This window comes from Polynucleobacter sp. HIN7 (assembly GCF_030297595.1).
Lineage (GTDB): Bacteria > Pseudomonadota > Gammaproteobacteria > Burkholderiales > Burkholderiaceae > Polynucleobacter.
Genome location: NZ_AP028138.1, coordinates 1 through 16,707 on the forward strand (window position 1 = coordinate 1; position 16,707 = coordinate 16,707).

The following is a 16,707-nucleotide window of genomic DNA, read 5'->3' on the forward strand; positions in this document are numbered from 1 at the left end:
AGAGAAACTCTGTTTACACACAACTTATCCACAGCTTATCCCCTGTACTTTTGCTTGTGGATAACTTTTAACACTGGCTACAATCGATACCTAATTTCGTATGAGCAAACCCGATCTACCCCCCCTTCTTATGCACCCAAATCCATTGGGTTTTTGGGATTTAGCTCTGGAAACCCTGGCCAAAGAGCTCTCACCACAACAATTCAAAACCTGGATTCAACCACTTAAAATAAAGGGTTACGACGAAAGTGAGCGGTTACTATTAATTGGCGCGCCCAACCCCTTTAAGCTTGACTGGATCAAACGGACCTTTTCTACAAGGCTCCATGAAATCGCCTCTTCCTATTTTGGGGGGCCGGTTAACCTTCAATTTACACTCGGTGCCGATCCATCAAAAAACATCACCAAAATACCTGGTCCCGGCTTTCGCCCCGAAGGTTTAACTGAGGGCGCCGCTGGCACCGCCGTATCGACAGGGCCCACATTAATTGCTGAGGGTTTGGGGGCTGAGCCTGATGAGGCTTCCCAAACCAACCTTGGTGCCGCGCTTGCTGACCGCGAACACTCCAAGCTGAATCCTGGTCTAACCTTTGAGAGCTTTGTTACTGGCAAAGCAAATCAACTGGCTCGCGCAGCCTCCATTCAGGTTGCCCACAATCCTGGGGCATCTTATAACCCAATGTTTTTGTATGGCGGCGTTGGTTTAGGAAAAACCCATTTAATCCACGCAATTGGCAACCATCTTCTAAAAGAAAAGCCGGATGCCAAAATTCGGTACATACACGCCGAACAGTATGTGTCAGATGTCGTTAGAGCATATCAACAAAAGGCGTTTGATCGGTTTAAGCGCTATTACCACTCCTTAGACCTTTTGTTAATTGATGACATTCAGTTTTTTGGTGGCAAGTCGCGCACCCAAGAGGAGTTCTTTTATGCCTTTGAAGCCCTCATTAGCAATGGGGCACAGGTCATTATTACTAGCGATACCTATCCAAAAGAAATGGAGGGCATCGATGAGCGGTTGATTTCTCGTTTTGATTCCGGACTAACTGTCGCTATTGAACCCCCAGAACTTGAAATGCGAGTAGCAATTTTGATGAAGAAAGCCGCAGCCGAAGGCATTCCAATGGGTGAGGATGTTGCATTTTTTGTTGCTAAACACCTACGCTCCAACATTCGGGAGCTAGAGGGGGCGCTAAGGAAAATTTTGGCTTACGTTCATTTTCATGGCAAAGAAGTCAATATTGAGGTGGCCCGCAGCGCCCTTAAGGATCTTTTATCAATTCAGAACCGCCAAATTTCGGTTGAAAGTATCCAAAAAGTGGTTGCCAGCTTCTATAACATCAAGGTTGCCGACATGTACTCCAAAAAGCGGCCCGCCAATATTGCCCGACCCAGGCAAATCGCGATGTTTATTGCCAAGGAGCTAACCCAAAAAAGTCTGCCTGAAATTGGTGAACTTTTTGGCGGCAGAGACCATACTACGGTTTTGCATGCGGTTCGCAAAATTGCTGAGGAGCGCCAACACGACTCTCACCTTAACCACGAACTGCATGTGCTTGAGCAGAGTTTGAAAAACTAGCCTGTGGATAAGCCTGTGGAAGGCAAATGGGATAACCCTGTTAATAGGTGATTGATAAGTTTGTGAATAAGCAGTTTGTCTTTTTTGAACCAAACCCTTGTTCACAATTTTTCCATACCTTATACCGAACTTATCCACACCAATTTTTCTCAAAAAGAGCCTGATTTCACTATAAAATTTAACTTATCAACAGAAAAAATCGGTCTTATTATTACTACGATATAAATATAAAAAGGAATTTAAAAACAATGCAACTAATCAACGCTACCCGAGATGAATTGCTAAAACCATTACAGGTGGTTAGTGGTATTGTTGAGCGCCGTCATACCTTAGCAATTTTGGCGAATTTACTTTTTAAAAAGACGGGGTCTTCGGTCTCGTTTGTTTCTACCGATATCGAAATACAAATTACGACTAAGGCGAATTTTGGAGTTGGTGATGATGATGTCACCACAACAGTTGGCGCACGAAAAATTTTAGATATTTTGCGAGCTCTACCAGAGGGCCCTGTAAGCCTTAATCTTAAAGATAACAAACTGGTGGTGCAAAGCGGTAAGAGCCGGTTTTCTCTTCAAACCTTAGCCGCCTCCGAATTTCCTGTCATGCAAACCCACTCTGAAGCTCAGGCAAGCTGGGGGATGAGTCAAAGAAAATTCCGTCAACTCATCAGTCAAGTGTATTTCGCAATGGCTCAGCAAGATATACGCTATTACTTAAACGGAATGCTTTTAGTTGTGGATGGCAAGGATGTGATTGCGGTTGCAACCGATGGTCATCGTCTTGCTTATAGCCACACCGAGCTTGATGCGAGCCCCACAGGAAATGGTCAAAAACAAGAAATTATTATTCCTCGTAAAACGATTTTAGAGTGTCAACATTTGTTGCAGGATACAGACGAGGCGGTTGACATTAGTATTAGCAATAATCAAATCAAATTCACTTTTGGGGATATCGAATTAATCTCGAAGTTGGTCGAGGGTAAGTTTCCAGACTATCAGAGAGTAATTCCAAAGGGGCACAAAAATACACTTTCTGTAAATCGTGAAGTTTTGCAGGCAGCGTTGCAGCGGGCGGCTATTTTGACAACCGAAAAGTTTAAAGGTGTTCGCTTTTCACTAACAACTAACAAAATTACGATACAGTCTACAAACGCGGAGCAAGAAGAGGCCCAAGAGGAAATTGAAACCAATTATGCTGGCGACGCCGTTGAGATTGGGTTTAACGTTAGCTATCTTCTTGATGTCTTGGCTAATATTAAAAACGAAGAAATTCAAATCAGTCTTGGTGATGCTAACAGTAGCGCTGTTATTACATTACCCGGATCAGAGGCGTTTAAATACGTTGTAATGCCAATGCGCATTTAAGTTTTGATGCCCAATAAGTTCAAAGAAGAAAATTCATGTCTTTAGAAAATCAAACTAACGAGCAATATGGCGCCTCTTCGATCCAGATATTAGAGGGCTTGGAGGCAGTTCGTAAGCGTCCGGGGATGTACATTGGTGATACCTCCGATGGCACTGGCTTACATCACCTAGTATTTGAGGTTCTTGACAATTCGATTGACGAAGCTCTAGCAGGGTACTGTACCGAGATTTCGGTTGTGATTCACACCGACAACTCTATTTCAATTATCGACAATGGCCGAGGTGTTCCAACTGGCATTAAGTTTGATGATAAGCATGAGCCAAAACGTAGCGCCGCAGAAATCGTAATGACAGAACTTCATGCGGGTGGCAAATTTGATCAGAATTCCTATAAGGTCTCAGGTGGGCTTCACGGCGTTGGAGTTAGTTGTGTAAACGCCCTTTCAAAATGGCTGCGCTTAACCATTCGACGTGACGGCAAGATTCATCACATGGAGTTTGCTCGCGGCGTTGTTCAAAACCGGAACATCCAAACAGAAAATGGGGTTGAGGTTTCCCCAATTTCAATAACAGGTGAAACGGATCTTCGAGGCACAGAGGTTAACTTTCTTGCAGATGAAGAGATTTTTGGCAACATTGAGTATCACTATGAAATTCTTGTAAAACGAATACGCGAACTTTCGTTCTTAAATAACGGCGTTCATATTCGTCTTGTTGATCAGCGTAGCGGCCAAGAAGAGGACTTTGCTTTTTCTGGCGGTGTGCGGGGCTTTGTTGAGTACATCAACCAAACCAAAACTGTTTTGCACCCAAACATTTTCCATGCGCTTGCTGAGCGCCCATCGGATTTGGGTGGCCAAATCACCGTTGAGGTTGCGATGCAGTGGAATGATGGATACAACGAACAAGTTTTATGTTTTACCAATAACATTCCTCAGCGCGATGGCGGCACACATCTAACGGGGTTACGCGCGGCAATGACTCGTGTCATCAATAAATATATCGATGAAAATGAGATTGCGAAAAAAGCAAAGGTCGAGATTTCTGGCGATGATATGCGCGAGGGCCTTACATGCGTTCTTTCAGTGAAGGTTCCGGAACCTAAGTTTTCAAGCCAAACCAAAGATAAGTTGGTGTCAAGTGAGGTCCGGGGTCCTGTCGAGGAGGTAGTAGCCCAGGCACTTGCAGAATATTTAGCTGAAAAACCACAGGATGCAAAAATCCTGTGCGGCAAGATTGTGGATGCCGCAAAGGCGCGCGAGGCTGCACGTAAGGCTCGTGAGATGACCCGTCGCAAAGGGGCGCTCGACGGCATTGGCCTACCGGGCAAGCTCGCTGATTGCCAAGAAAAAGACCCCGCCAAATCGGAGTTGTTTATTGTCGAGGGAGACTCTGCCGGCGGCTCGGCCAAACAGGGGCGCGATCGAAAGTTCCAAGCAATCTTACCGCTAAAGGGCAAGATTCTAAATGTGGAAAAAGCGCGTTTTGACAAGATGCTAGGAAGCCAAGAGGTGGTTACCTTAATTACGGTTTTGGGCACCGGCATTGGTGCCGAAGAATACAAAGCCGATAAATTGCGCTATCACCGCATCATTATCATGACCGACGCCGATGTAGATGGCAGCCATATCCGCACCTTGCTCCTAACTTTCTTTTACCGCCAAATGCCAGAATTAATTGAGCGCGGACATGTTTATATAGCTCAGCCCCCTCTTTATAAAGTGAAGTTTGGTAAGAGCGAGCAGTACATTAAAGATGATGCTGAATTAAATCAACTGTTGTTTAGGGTTGCGCTTGAGCAAGCCTCTATTGAGACCCCAACAGGTGAGAAGATCGTTGGTCAAGAGCTAGAGGATCTTGCAAAACACTATCAAAATATTCAAGCGGTGGTTGACCGATTATCAAGAACGATGGACGAAGATGCTCTCAGAGCGGTTGCCGCGGGCGTAACCCTCAATTTTGATACAGAAGCCCTAGCCAACGATTCAGCCCGTCGCCTACAAGAGGCATTCTCACAAAACGCAAATCTCTTATCGATTCCTACCGATATTGTGGTTCAAAAGGAAGAGAGAACCGAGCGCTATCGACTGCTGTTATCTAAACGAGTCCATGGTAATTTAAAAATCTCAGTGATTAGTTCTGACTTTGTGGCAAGCGATGATTATCAAAGCCTAATGAATGCCGCCCTATCGCTTGCCGGGAAGGTTCCCCAGGGCAGCCGCGTGCGGCGCGGAGATCCCGAGAAATCCAACAAAGAGAGTGTGATTGCTGATTTCCGCGGAGCGTTTGAGTGGCTTCTCTCCGAGGCCGAGCGCTCGATTAGTCGTCAACGGTATAAAGGCTTGGGTGAAATGAATCCCCAGCAGCTCTGGGAAACCACAATGGACGCAAGCACCAGAAGACTGTTGCGCGTACAAATCGAAGACGCCATCATGGCCGATCAGGTGTTTACAACTTTAATGGGTGATGAGGTTGATCCTCGACGTGCTTTTATTGAAAAGAATGCTTTAATCGCACGCAATTTAGATATCTAGCCTCATGAAAAATAACAAAGCCCCGAAAACCGTGGCCAAATCATCCATTGCCGTTAAAAACTCGAAAATCCACGGTCGTGGGGTTTTTGTAAAAAAAGAAATTCCAAAGGGCTCGGCAATCATTGAATACATTGGGGAGCGGATTAGCTGGAAGGGGGCTCTGCGTCGCCATCCACATGATCCAGAACAACCGAACCACACCTTTTATTTTTCTTTGGAAGACGGTCGGGTCATTGATGCGAATGTTGGCGGTAATGCGGCGCGCTGGATTAACCACTCCTGTAAACCAAATTGCAAGGCAGACGAAATCTCGGTCGACGGCGAGGGGCGCGTATTTATTTTTGCAAAACGCAAGCTTCTTCCCGGCGAAGAGCTTTTCTATGACTATTCCTTAAATTTAGACGAAAAGCCAACCAAAAAGTTACTGAAGGAATATGCCTGTTATTGTGGCCATAAAAAGTGCCGAGGCACGATGCTCGACATCGATTGATCGGTTGTCGAAATGCTCTTCGTTTCCATTCAAGAGTTAGAGGCCGCCATTAATTATTGGCGCTCCCAGTCACCCTCTCGCGGCGATGAACTGATTTTGTCTAAAGAGGCTAGTGCGTTAGCAAAGCCTTATGCACTCATGATTATCCAGGGCGCACAACGAATCCCGCTTGATATGCTCGACGAGCTTAGTAAAGAATCGTTTGCCAAGTTTGTGGCCTGGAAGTCGCAGACTAAATAATTGGCAATTTCTTAAGCCAAGCCATGGAAACCGTAGTCGATTTCAGTTCATATTTATGGCTTTTGCTTTTAGTGGCTGCGTTTGCTTCGGGTTTTGTTGATGCAATTGCTGGTGGTGGAGGATTAATACAGGTGCCAGCTTTATTTGCGGCCTACCCAGACACTCATCCAGCAACGCTCTTGAGCGCCAATAAGGTTTCCTCGATTGGCGGAACTATCAACGCAGCAAGGCGCTATTTGCGTCATGCAAAGTTACCCTGGAATATCTTGGGTCCAGCCATCGTTGCCGGTTTTATTGGGGCGCTTTTGGGGGCTCTGGCGGTAAGTGTATTTCCGCCTGAGCCTCTTCGAAAGGCTTTGCCATTTATGTTGGCGATTTTGTTGGCCTACACCTGGTTTGCCCCGAACATGGGCCTTGAGAATCGCCCCGCCCACAAAATAGGTCGCTACGAGGCTCCGAAGGCGGTGGCGATGGGCTTGGTCATCGGGTTTTATGACGGATTTTTTGGCCCAGCAACCGGAAGTTTTTTTCTGTTCGCTTTTGTCCGAATCTTTTACTTTGACTTTCTGCACGCATCTGCCGCGACCAAATTAGTTAATGTCACCACTAATCTGGCCACGATCATCATGCTTACAAGTCTTGGCTTCATTGATTGGCCCCTCGGCTTGAGCCTCATGGTGGCCAATATTCTTGGCAGTCAGGTGGGAACCATGTTGGCGATTGCGCATGGCAGCCAATTTGTTCGGAAAATATTCTTAATTGTGGTGTTAGCCCTTATCGCTCGATCGACCTACTCAGCATTTTTTTCCAATTAAATCAACAACTTAAATTTTTTTGTATCCCCGGCCACCGGATTGTTTCACGTGAAACAGTAAAAATGCTATGATCAACGCCCTAATTGGGCAAATCCATGTTTTATTTCAAGAAATTCGATGTGATTGTGGTCGGCGGCGGTCATGCAGGAACCGAAGCCGCACTTGCGTCTGCTCGGAGAGGATCAAACACCTTATTAATTACCCACAGCATCGAAACACTTGGGGCAATGAGCTGTAACCCTTCAATCGGGGGTATTGGCAAGGGTCATCTAGTAAGAGAGATTGATGCCTTGGGCGGAGCCATGGCGGTCGCAACCGATGAGGCTGGCATTCAATTTCGGATCTTGAACTCAAGCAAGGGCCCAGCGGTTCGGGCAACCCGGGCTCAGGGCGATCGAATTCTATATAAGGCTGCGATTCGTCGGCGCCTCGAGAACCAAGCAAACTTGACCCTATTTCAGGCGGCCGTTGATGATTTGATTGTGGTTGGAGATCGGGTTCGTGGGGTTAGAACCCAAAGCGGCCTTGAGTTTGAAGGAAAAAGTGTTGTATTAACCGCGGGCACTTTTTTGGATGGAAAAATTCATATCGGCCTAATGAACCATAGTGGTGGCCGGGCTGGAGATCCTGCTGCAACCACCCTTTCTGCTCGTCTAAAAGAGCTGAAATTACCGCAGGGGCGCTTAAAAACCGGAACCCCACCCCGCATTGATGGTAGGACCATTAATTTCTCAGTAATGCAGGAGCAGGCCGGAGACTTAGATCCTATTCCATGTTTTTCGTTTATGGGCAGACCCGAACAGCACCCGCCCCAGGTGCCCTGTTGGATAACCCATACTAATAGCCAAACGCACGACATTATTCGTTCCGGATTGGACCGTTCGCCGATGTATACGGGGGTCATTGAGGGGGTTGGCCCGCGCTATTGCCCTTCGATTGAAGACAAAATCCATCGCTTTGCTGCTAAAGAGAGCCACCAAATCTTCTTAGAGCCAGAGGGCTTAACAACCAACGAGTTTTATCCGAACGGAATTTCAACGAGCCTGCCATTTGATGTTCAAATGGCTCTGGTTCACAGCATTCGTGGGCTTGAGAGTGCTGATATCGTCCGCCCAGGATATGCCATTGAGTATGACTATTTCGATCCGCGGCAGCTAAAGCATAGCCTAGAAACCAAGGCGATTAATGGCCTATATTTTGCCGGGCAGATTAATGGAACAACTGGGTATGAGGAGGCTGCGGCCCAGGGCCTGCTGGCGGGTATTAATGCAAGCCTTTCAGCACAAGACCAGGAGCCCTGGCTGCCCAAGAGAAGCGAGTCATACATTGGTGTTTTAGTTGACGATTTAATTACAAGGGGCGTGCAAGAGCCCTATCGCATGTTCACTAGCCGCGCCGAATATCGTTTGAGTTTGCGGGAGGATAATGCCGATACGCGGCTTACCGAAATTGGACGAGGCCTTGGTCTGGTGGGTGATGAGCAGTGGGAGTTTTTTCAACGAAAGCAGGAGCATGTTTCACGTGAAACATCGCGCTTACGCTCCTTCCGGGTTGGGCCAAAGCATCACACCGCTCAACAACTGGAGGCATTTCTTGGTCAAGCCTTGGCGCATGAGTGTAGCTTGGCAGAGATCTTAAGACGACCCGAGGTTGATTACCGCTCGTTAATGAAAGTTGATCCGGTTTTTGTGCAGGACTCCCCAAGCCTTGAAGACCCTCATTTGGGGCGCCAGGTTTTTGATCAGGTAGAGGTTTCCATTAAATACGAGGGCTATATTGAGCGGCAACGCGTTGAAATCGAGCGACATGAGCATTACGAAACACTTCGTTTGCCTGGGGACCTGGACTATTCCTTGGTTAAGGGCCTGTCAGTTGAGGTTTGGCAAAAGCTGAATTTGCATCAACCGGAAACCTTAGGCCAGGCATCGCGAATTTCAGGGGTAACGCCGGCCGCCATATCCTTGCTTTTGGTTCACTTAAAAAAGGGTATTGGCAAAACCCAAATAGTGTCATGAGCCCTGAGGTTGGTGAGGGCCTAAAAGCGGCCGGCCTTTCCCCGGAAGAGGCTGCTGCAATGCAATATTTTTTAGGCGAGCTGCTACGCTGGAATCGGGTCCATAACCTCACCGCTATTGATGAGACTGAGGCCGCATTTCATTTGCATCTTATTGATTCAATTGTTGTTTTGCCGATATTGCGGCGATATTTACAGGCTCACTCGCGGACCAGTGGGGCGCCGATTCAAATTGCTGACTTGGGGTCGGGGGGCGGCTTGCCGGGCATTCCGCTGGCAATCCTTCAGCCCACATGGTTTTTTAGTTTGATTGAGTCAAGCAAGAAAAAGGCCGCATTTTTACAGCATGTTCGTGGCGGTTTGGGCCTAGGTCATCTTCAAATTATGGCAAGTCGTGTTGAAAATGTGGCCAAGACCCGCCGGGCATTTTTTGATGCCATTACTGCAAGAGCATTTACGCGTCTTCATAAACTGCTAGACCTTTCAGCCCCTTTATTAAAATCATCGGGGTTTGTATTTGCGATGAAGAGTCAACAAAGCGAAGAGGAAATTTCTGAGGTGTCGAGCAAAGACTGGACGCTACTTGAGGAGTGTGAATTATCCTTGCCCGGGCAAACTCTTGATCGCCGACTCTTGGTTTTTCAGTACCAACAATAGTTACTATGGCTAAAACTTTTTGCATCGCAAATCAAAAGGGCGGGGTTGGAAAAACAACTACTGCAGTTAATCTGGCCGCCGGACTGGTTGCCCAGAGACAGCGCGTGCTTTTGGTGGATTTGGACCCCCAAGGAAATGCCACCATGGGCTCAGGAATTGATAAGTCGACGATCACAAGCGGCGTTTATCACGTGCTGATCGGAATGGCTTCCGCAAGCGAAGCAATTCAGTTCGCAAAAGAATCTGGTTACAGTGTTTTGCCTGCAAATCGCGAATTAGCCGGAGCCGAGGTTGAATTGGTTGATTTGGAGGGTCGGGAGGCAAGACTAAAAAATGCATTAAATGAGGTTGCTGATCAATACGATTTCATATTGATTGATTGCCCTCCCGCGCTGTCTTTGTTGACCCTAAATGGTTTATGCGCAGCTAATGGCGTAGTGGTCCCCATGCAGTGTGAATACTTTGCTCTAGAGGGACTTTCTGATTTGGTTAATACCATTAAACAAGTTCATGCCAACTTAAACCCAGACTTGAAAATCATTGGGCTTCTAAGGGTTATGTTTGATACCCGGGTTACCTTACAGCAACAGGTTTCAGAGCAGCTCAATTCACATTTTGGCGACAAGGTGTTTAAGACCATTATTCCTCGTAATGTGCGCTTAGCCGAGGCCCCTTCATTTGGCTTGCCGGGCGTAATTTTTGACAAATCATCTCGAGGCGCTCAGGCCTATATTGAGTTTGCGGGTGAAATGGTTCAACGAATTAAAACGATGTAGGTGAACAATGGGTGTGAATAAGAAAAAGGGGTTGGGGCGCGGCCTTGACGCGTTATTGAGTGCTAGTAGCAAGGTGGGCGATGCGGACCCTGTTGCCGACAAGGCACTCCAGTCGCTAGCACTGCAGCGTTTGCAGGCGGGTAAATATCAGCCTCGAACCATGATGGCTGATGAGCCACTAAAGGAATTGGCTGATAGTATTCGAGAGCGCGGTGTGATGCAGCCCCTCTTGGTTCGTGAAATTGATGGTGGTCGGTACGAAATTATTGCGGGTGAACGACGATTTCGAGCTGCAAAACTAGCGGGTCTTAATGAGGTGCCCGTACGAATCTTAGAGGTCGACGACCAGGCCGCAGCTGCGATTGCCCTCATTGAGAACATGCAGCGGGAGGATTTAAATCCCCTAGAAGAGTCGCGAGGACTATCTCGTCTGATTCATGAATTCAGCTTTACTCATGAGCAGGCCGCAAAAGCCGTTGGTAAATCGAGAAGCGCCATTACTAACCTGCTTCGCCTATCGCAACTCTCCGGAGCGGTTCAAGCGATGCTTTTATCTGGTGATTTGGATATGGGCCATGCAAGGGCGCTCTTGTCCCTGCCGGGCGCAAGCCAAGTTGCCTTGGCCCAAAAAATTGTTGCCCAAGGCCTTTCAGTTCGTGAGGCAGAGCGATTGGCGAGTTCGGCGGCCCTGGCTGCGGGCGATTTATCCCGAAATACTCCCACAAAGGGAAAAAAGAAGCACTTAATCAGCCAAGACCAAGATTACAAACGCCTTGCTCAAGCTCTGGCTGATTTAGTTGGGCTAGAGGCTGTTTTTAAGACCAATAAAAGGGGCGGAGAGTTACGCTTTTACTTTAGCCACTTTGATGAGCTTGATTCGCTGATAAAAAAACTGGGAATTAAGGATCATTCTTAATAAAAGTGTCTAAAACAATTGACCTTCACTAGGGTAAATACTAAAATCTTGAGGCTTAATTGATTCCCAAAAAAGATCAATCAATGCAATCCCGGTCTTGGGAAGAGGACGATCAAGAAGTAGATGTGTATCGAACCCTCAGTCGAGACGAGGCAAAAGCCCTTTTTGGCAACAATAAAAAGGCATTTGCAACGATTTCGCCGTGGCTAGTTGTGCGTATTCAGCTGCTAATGACCGGTATTTGCGTCCTTTTTTGGTCAATATTTGCAGATCCGATGGAGGGGCGAACCCTTTATACTTATTCGGCTTTTTGGGGTGGGTTTATCGGATTTTTTCCGGTACTGGTATTTGCTCTGCGCGTTCGAATGTCGCGAAGCATGAAAAACCCAAGCCCTGGAAGAATGTTGTCGGCGATTGTGTCTGGCGAACTGATGAAGATCGCCTTAACAATCGGGTTGTTTTTGGGGGTAGCACTTGTTATTCCCAACCTGCAGTGGTTACCGTTGCTGGTCACATACGTGCTTACGCTAATGAGCTATTGGTTGGCGTGGGTGTTGCGGTGAGCAGCTTTAATTGGCGTAGAGAAGGAATGATCTAGAAATGGCTAGCGCAGCACACGGGGCATCAACAGAGCCTCTAACCCCGACCGCATATATTGCCGAGCATTTACAGAATTTAAACAATATCGGTGGTGCGCAGAGCTCCGTCGTTGACTTTAGTGTTATTAATCTTGACACCTTGTTTTGGTCGATTTTGATGGGCCTGATTGTGGTCACTTTTTTATTGATTGCTGCTCGACGCGCAACCTCTGGTGTTCCGGGGCGCTTTCAGGCATTTGTAGAGATGATGGTCGACATGGTTGAGACGCAATCAAAAACCATTGTTCATGGAGACCGTAGCTATATTGCACCTTTGGCTTTGCTCGTTTTTTGCTGGATTATTTTGTTAAATGCGCTCGATTTGGTGCCGGTGGATTGGGTGGTTGGATTTAACCACTTCTTAGAAAATTTTGGCGTGCACGTGCCGCATCACAAATTAGTACCCACTACGGATTTGAACGCAACCTTGGGAATGTCCTTTGCTGTTATTTTGCTGGTTTTTTTCTACAGTTTTAAGATCAAGGGCGTTGGCGGCTTCCTTCACGAATTGATTTCAGCCCCCTTTGGTGCGAAGTGGTATTTAGCCCCATTTAATCTCGTTCTTAACATGATTGAATTTGTTGCCAAGGGCGTTTCTCTTGGGATGCGACTTTTTGGCAATATGTATGCAGGTGAGCTCCTGTTCTTGTTAATCGCATTGCTCGGTAGCATCTGGACCTTTAGTCTTGACCTCAGTGTTTTTGGCTTGGTTGGGCATGTGATTGCAGGATCTGCTTGGGCCATTTTTCATATTTTGGTCATCCTTTTGCAGGCCTTTATTTTTATGATGTTGACATTGGTCTACATTGGTCAGGCGCACAGCCATCATTAATTTTTATTTTTTACACACTTAAACTTAGGAGTTAGCAACATGCAAGAATTTCTCGCCAACATTCAAGGATTAACCGCCATTGCAATCGGCATCATTATTGGCCTAGGCGCAATCGGAGCCTGTTTGGGTATCGCCCTAATGGGTGGAAAATATATTGAAGCTTGTGCTCGCCAGCCTGAGCTCATGGAGCCATTACAAACCAAAATGTTTTTATTGGCCGGCTTGATCGACGCGGCCTTCCTGATCGGTGTTGGTGTTGCGATGTTGTTCGCATTTGCCAATCCATTGCTTGCTGTTATTAAGTAATTTAGTTGTGGGTCGATGACCCATTACTGCAACAAGTTTTGAAAGGAATATCGTGAATTTAAACGCGACTCTATTCGCGCAAATGATCGTTTTCTTCGTTTTATGGTGGGTCGTGGCTCGTTTTGTGTGGCCCCCATTGGTGAAGGCGCTTGATGAGCGAGCCGCTAAAGTGGCAGAAGGTCTTGCTGCCGCTGAGCGGGGAAAATTAGATCTTGAGAATGCGACGAAAAAGGCAGAAGAGGCTATGAGCTCTGCTCGTCAAGAAAGTATTCAGCGTGTTGCAGAAGCTGAAAAGCGTGCTCAGTTAGCGGCGGAAGAAATTAAGGCGAATGCCCAGGCGGAAGCAGCTAGGATTATTGCCCAGGCTAAGGCTGACGCAGAGCAACAGGTCGACAAGGCTCGTGACGAGTTACGCAATCAGGTCGCCAGCTTAGCTGTCAGAGGTGCAGAGCAAATTTTACGACGCGAGGTTGATCCTAAAGCGCATGCTGCATTGCTTGACCAACTAAAGGCAGAACTATAAATGGCTGATATTGCCACCATTGCCCGCCCTTACGCTGAGGCCTTGTTTGCAAGCGCCAAGCCAAATGATTTGTCATCATGGGAAAAGCAGCTCGATGAGCTTGCTAGATATTTAGAAAACAACGAGCTTCTAACGCTTGTTAGCAACCCAAAATTAGGTGCTGACGAGCTTGCTAAGCTAGTCTTAGGTTTTCTTAAATCAAAACCCGATGAATCAATCAGCTCTTTTATTAAGCTTTTAGCGAATAATCATCGCCTCATCGTCTTGCCCGAGATTGCGAAGCAATTTTCGGCGATGAAAAACAAAAGCGAGGGTGCCGCAGAAGCTCTCATTACCTCGGCCTTTCCTCTCGAGGGCGCCGCACTAAATGATTTGCTCTCCGCCCTAAAAAAACGTTTTGGTGGAAAAGAATTACGCCCAACGGTGGTGATCAATCCTAATTTAATTGGCGGCGTTCGTGTCCAAGTGGGCGACGAGGTGTTGGATGGCTCCGTGAAAGCGCAGCTTAGCCATATGCACGATCGGTTGATTGCTTAACGCAGGGATTTATTAAGAATATTCGATTTATATCTAGGAGTAATTGATGCAACTAAACCCTTCCGAGATCAGCGAACTGATCAAAAGCCGAATTAACGAATTAGGCGTTGATTCAAAGATTCGTAACGAGGGAACCGTGATTTCGGTAACCGACGGCATTTGTCGTATTTATGGTTTATCTGGGGTCATGCAAGGTGAGATGCTTGAGTTTCCTGGTGGCACCATTGGTTTGGCATTAAACCTAGAGCGCGATTCCGTCGGTGCCGTGGTATTGGGTGAATACACTCATATTAAAGAAGGCGATGCCGTTAAATGTACTGGCCGTATTCTTGAGGTTCCCGTTGGACCAGAGCTCCTCGGTCGAGTTGTTAATGCTCTCGGCCAGCCTATCGACGGCAAGGGCCCCGTCAATACCAAGCTGACTGACTTTATTGAAAAAGTTGCTCCCGGCGTGATTGCACGTCAATCGGTTAGTCAACCAGTGCAAACTGGCCTAAAGGCGATTGATGCAATGGTACCAATTGGTCGCGGTCAACGCGAGCTCATTATTGGCGATCGTCAAACTGGTAAAACCGCCGTTGCTGTGGATTCCATCATCAATCAAAAGGGTAAGGGCGTTTACTGTATTTATGTTGCGATTGGTCAGAAGGCGTCGACAATTGCAAACGTGGTTCGCAAGTTGACTGAGCTTGGTGCGATGGAATACACCATTGTGGTTGCGGCAAGCGCCTCAGAGTCCCCAGCAATGCAGTATTTATCGGCTTATGCCGGCTGCACGATGGGCGAGTATTTCCGTGATCGCGGTGAGGATGCGCTGATTATTTATGACGATTTAACGAAGCAGGCGGTTGCTTATCGTCAAATTTCTCTTTTGTTACGTCGTCCCCCAGGTCGCGAAGCATATCCTGGCGATGTTTTCTATTTACACTCCCGCTTGTTAGAGCGCGCTGCCCGCGTGAACGCAGATTATGTGGAGAAATTCACCAACGGCGCCGTTAAAGGAAAAACGGGATCTTTAACCGCTTTGCCGGTGATTGAGACCCAAGCTGGCGACGTATCGGCTTTCGTGCCAACCAATGTGATTTCGATTACGGACGGTCAGATCTTCCTAGAAACTGATTTGTTTAATGCAGGTATTCGTCCAGCAATTAATGCCGGTATTTCAGTATCGCGCGTAGGTGGTGCGGCACAAACCAAAGTGATTAAAAAATTATCGGGCGGTATTCGTACAGACCTTGCCCAATATCGTGAATTAGCAGCTTTTGCCCAATTTGCATCCGATCTTGACGAAGCAACCCGTAAGCAATTAGAGCGCGGTCGTCGAGTTACTGAATTGCTAAAGCAGCCCCAGTACTTGCCCATGCAAGTATGGCAAATGGCCGCCTCCTTATATGCAGTGAACAATGGCTTTTTTGACGACTTAGAGATTAAACAGGTTCTGCCATTCGAAAAGGGTCTGCACGAGCATTTAAAGTCAAAATACGCTGATTTGGTTGGCCGCATTGAGGACACCAAAGATTTGAGTAAAGACGATGAGGCTGCTCTTCGCTCTGCCATTGAAGACTTTAAACGCGCTGGCACTTTTTAAGATAGGCAATCATGGCCGGCACAAAAGAAATACGCACCAAGATCAAGAGCGTTCAGAATACGCGCAAGATCACTAAAGCGATGGAAATGGTCGCCGCTTCCAAGATGCGGCGTGCTCAAGAGCGCATGCGCTCAGCAAGACCTTACTCTGAAAAAATTCGGGCAATCACCGCCAATCTATCAAAAGCAAATCCAGAATACCGTCCGGTGTATATGGCTGTGCGTGAGATTAAGAAGGCAGGCCTGATTTTAGTAAGCACTGACAAGGGATTGTGCGGCGGTTTAAATACCAACGTCCTTCGTTTGGTCACGAATCAGATGCGGGACTTTGGCGAGAAGAATATTTCTGTTGAGTTCACTGCAATTGGTTCAAAGGGCTTGCAATTTTTAAACCGAACCAAGGCTAAGCTTTTATCTCAATCTATTTTGTTGGGCGACACCCCGCATATGGATAGCTTAATCGGTGCAATCACTGCACAGCTTGATGCATTTGAGCGCGGCGAGGTGGATGCGGTGTATTTGGCCTATACCCGATTTATCAACACCATGAAACAAGAGCCAGTCTTAGAAAAGCTCTTGCCGCTTGAGTCTGACGACTTAAGCCAAGAAGCAAATACAGGCCATGGTTGGGATTACATCTATGAGCCTGATGCGGAATCAGTATTGAATGGCCTTTTGAAGCGCTACATTGAGGCGTTGATTTATCAGGCGGTCGCAGAGAATATGGCGTCAGAGCAGTCAGCGAGGATGGTGGCCATGAAAGCCGCGTCTGATAACGCAAAGAATGTGATCGGTGAATTGCAGCTGATTTATAACAAAACCCGTCAAGCAGCGATTACCAAGGAGCTTTCCGAGATCGTCGGCGGAGCGGCGGCGGTTTAAGTAAAGATTTTTAA

The 16,707-nt window shown here is 47.1% G+C and carries 17 protein-coding genes; all 17 read left to right on the plus strand.

What is annotated here, in order from left to right:
* The first annotated feature begins 130 nt into the window (after positions 1–130).
* Complete coding sequence (gene dnaA, locus QUE64_RS00005; protein WP_286225412.1) at positions 131–1,582, plus strand: chromosomal replication initiator protein DnaA; 1,452 nt, start codon at positions 131–133, stop codon at positions 1,580–1,582.
* 248 nt (positions 1,583–1,830) lie between these two features.
* Positions 1,831–2,946, plus strand: a complete 1,116-nt coding sequence (gene dnaN, locus QUE64_RS00010; RefSeq protein ID WP_286225413.1) for a DNA polymerase III subunit beta — start codon at positions 1,831–1,833, stop codon at positions 2,944–2,946.
* A 35-nt stretch (positions 2,947–2,981) separates the two neighbouring features.
* Positions 2,982–5,480: a DNA topoisomerase (ATP-hydrolyzing) subunit B gene (gyrB, locus tag QUE64_RS00015; protein ID WP_286225414.1), complete on the plus strand. Its 2,499-nt coding sequence runs from the start codon at positions 2,982–2,984 to the stop codon at positions 5,478–5,480.
* Between the two features lie 31 nt (positions 5,481–5,511).
* Positions 5,512–5,970 (plus strand): SET domain-containing protein, encoded by a 459-nt coding sequence (locus QUE64_RS00020; protein WP_286226215.1) that lies wholly within the window; start codon positions 5,512–5,514, stop codon positions 5,968–5,970.
* Positions 5,971–5,982: 12 nt separating this feature from the next.
* Positions 5,983–6,210, plus strand: a complete 228-nt coding sequence (locus QUE64_RS00025; protein WP_286223743.1) for a DUF3717 domain-containing protein — start codon at positions 5,983–5,985, stop codon at positions 6,208–6,210.
* 23 nt (positions 6,211–6,233) lie between these two features.
* Complete coding sequence (locus QUE64_RS00030) at positions 6,234–7,025, plus strand: sulfite exporter TauE/SafE family protein (RefSeq protein WP_286225415.1); 792 nt, start codon at positions 6,234–6,236, stop codon at positions 7,023–7,025.
* Between the two features lie 95 nt (positions 7,026–7,120).
* Positions 7,121–9,040, plus strand: coding sequence for a tRNA uridine-5-carboxymethylaminomethyl(34) synthesis enzyme MnmG (gene mnmG / locus QUE64_RS00035; protein WP_286225416.1), 1,920 nt, complete (start codon positions 7,121–7,123; stop codon positions 9,038–9,040).
* Positions 9,037–9,696, plus strand: coding sequence for a 16S rRNA (guanine(527)-N(7))-methyltransferase RsmG (rsmG, locus tag QUE64_RS00040; RefSeq protein WP_286225417.1), 660 nt, complete (start codon positions 9,037–9,039; stop codon positions 9,694–9,696). The genes mnmG and rsmG overlap by 4 nt, the downstream gene beginning before the upstream one ends.
* A 5-nt stretch (positions 9,697–9,701) precedes the next feature.
* The gene (locus QUE64_RS00045) at positions 9,702–10,472 is read left to right on the plus strand and encodes a ParA family protein (RefSeq protein ID WP_286223747.1); all 771 of its coding nucleotides are present in this window, start codon (positions 9,702–9,704) and stop codon (positions 10,470–10,472) included.
* A gap of 7 nt (positions 10,473–10,479) precedes the next feature.
* Positions 10,480–11,388, plus strand: coding sequence for a ParB/RepB/Spo0J family partition protein (locus QUE64_RS00050; RefSeq protein WP_286225418.1), 909 nt, complete (start codon positions 10,480–10,482; stop codon positions 11,386–11,388).
* A gap of 59 nt (positions 11,389–11,447) precedes the next feature.
* On the plus strand, positions 11,448–11,951 hold the full coding sequence (locus QUE64_RS00055; RefSeq protein ID WP_286225419.1) for an ATP synthase subunit I: 504 nt from the start codon (positions 11,448–11,450) through the stop codon (positions 11,949–11,951).
* Between the two features lie 37 nt (positions 11,952–11,988).
* Positions 11,989–12,858 (plus strand): F0F1 ATP synthase subunit A, encoded by an 870-nt coding sequence (gene atpB, locus QUE64_RS00060; RefSeq protein ID WP_286223750.1) that lies wholly within the window; start codon positions 11,989–11,991, stop codon positions 12,856–12,858.
* Positions 12,859–12,897: 39 nt separating this feature from the next.
* Positions 12,898–13,164, plus strand: coding sequence for a F0F1 ATP synthase subunit C (gene atpE, locus QUE64_RS00065; protein WP_286223751.1), 267 nt, complete (start codon positions 12,898–12,900; stop codon positions 13,162–13,164).
* Between the two features lie 52 nt (positions 13,165–13,216).
* Complete coding sequence (locus QUE64_RS00070; RefSeq protein WP_286225421.1) at positions 13,217–13,687, plus strand: F0F1 ATP synthase subunit B; 471 nt, start codon at positions 13,217–13,219, stop codon at positions 13,685–13,687.
* Entirely contained in the window at positions 13,688–14,224 is a 537-nt protein-coding gene (locus tag QUE64_RS00075; protein WP_286225422.1) for a F0F1 ATP synthase subunit delta, read from the plus strand.
* 46 nt (positions 14,225–14,270) lie between these two features.
* On the plus strand, positions 14,271–15,812 hold the full coding sequence (atpA, locus tag QUE64_RS00080; protein ID WP_286225423.1) for a F0F1 ATP synthase subunit alpha: 1,542 nt from the start codon (positions 14,271–14,273) through the stop codon (positions 15,810–15,812).
* Between the two features lie 11 nt (positions 15,813–15,823).
* A complete protein-coding gene (atpG, locus tag QUE64_RS00085) occupies positions 15,824–16,693 on the plus strand; it encodes a F0F1 ATP synthase subunit gamma (protein WP_286225424.1) in 870 nt (289 codons plus the stop codon).
* Positions 16,694–16,707 lie beyond the last annotated feature (14 nt).

Excerpts from the sequence above, each read along its gene's own strand:
- gyrB (WP_286225414.1), top strand. The coding sequence starts at position 2,982 with ATGTCTTTAGAAAATCAAACTAACGAGCAATATGGCGCCTCTTCGATC.
- QUE64_RS00045 (WP_286223747.1), top strand. The coding sequence starts at position 9,702 with ATGGCTAAAACTTTTTGCATCGCAAATCAAAAGGGCGGGGTTGGAAAA.
- QUE64_RS00050 (WP_286225418.1), top strand. The coding sequence starts at position 10,480 with ATGGGTGTGAATAAGAAAAAGGGGTTGGGGCGCGGCCTTGACGCGTTA.
- QUE64_RS00075 (WP_286225422.1), top strand. The coding sequence starts at position 13,688 with ATGGCTGATATTGCCACCATTGCCCGCCCTTACGCTGAGGCCTTGTTT.
- mnmG (WP_286225416.1), top strand. The coding sequence starts at position 7,121 with ATGTTTTATTTCAAGAAATTCGATGTGATTGTGGTCGGCGGCGGTCAT.
- atpG (WP_286225424.1), top strand. The coding sequence starts at position 15,824 with ATGGCCGGCACAAAAGAAATACGCACCAAGATCAAGAGCGTTCAGAAT.
- dnaA (WP_286225412.1), top strand. The coding sequence starts at position 131 with ATGCACCCAAATCCATTGGGTTTTTGGGATTTAGCTCTGGAAACCCTG.
- rsmG (WP_286225417.1), top strand. The coding sequence starts at position 9,037 with ATGAGCCCTGAGGTTGGTGAGGGCCTAAAAGCGGCCGGCCTTTCCCCG.
- atpA (WP_286225423.1), top strand. The coding sequence starts at position 14,271 with ATGCAACTAAACCCTTCCGAGATCAGCGAACTGATCAAAAGCCGAATT.
- atpB (WP_286223750.1), top strand. The coding sequence starts at position 11,989 with ATGGCTAGCGCAGCACACGGGGCATCAACAGAGCCTCTAACCCCGACC.
- dnaN (WP_286225413.1), top strand. The coding sequence starts at position 1,831 with ATGCAACTAATCAACGCTACCCGAGATGAATTGCTAAAACCATTACAG.
- atpE (WP_286223751.1), top strand. The coding sequence starts at position 12,898 with ATGCAAGAATTTCTCGCCAACATTCAAGGATTAACCGCCATTGCAATC.
- QUE64_RS00025 (WP_286223743.1), top strand. The coding sequence starts at position 5,983 with ATGCTCTTCGTTTCCATTCAAGAGTTAGAGGCCGCCATTAATTATTGG.
- QUE64_RS00030 (WP_286225415.1), top strand. The coding sequence starts at position 6,234 with ATGGAAACCGTAGTCGATTTCAGTTCATATTTATGGCTTTTGCTTTTA.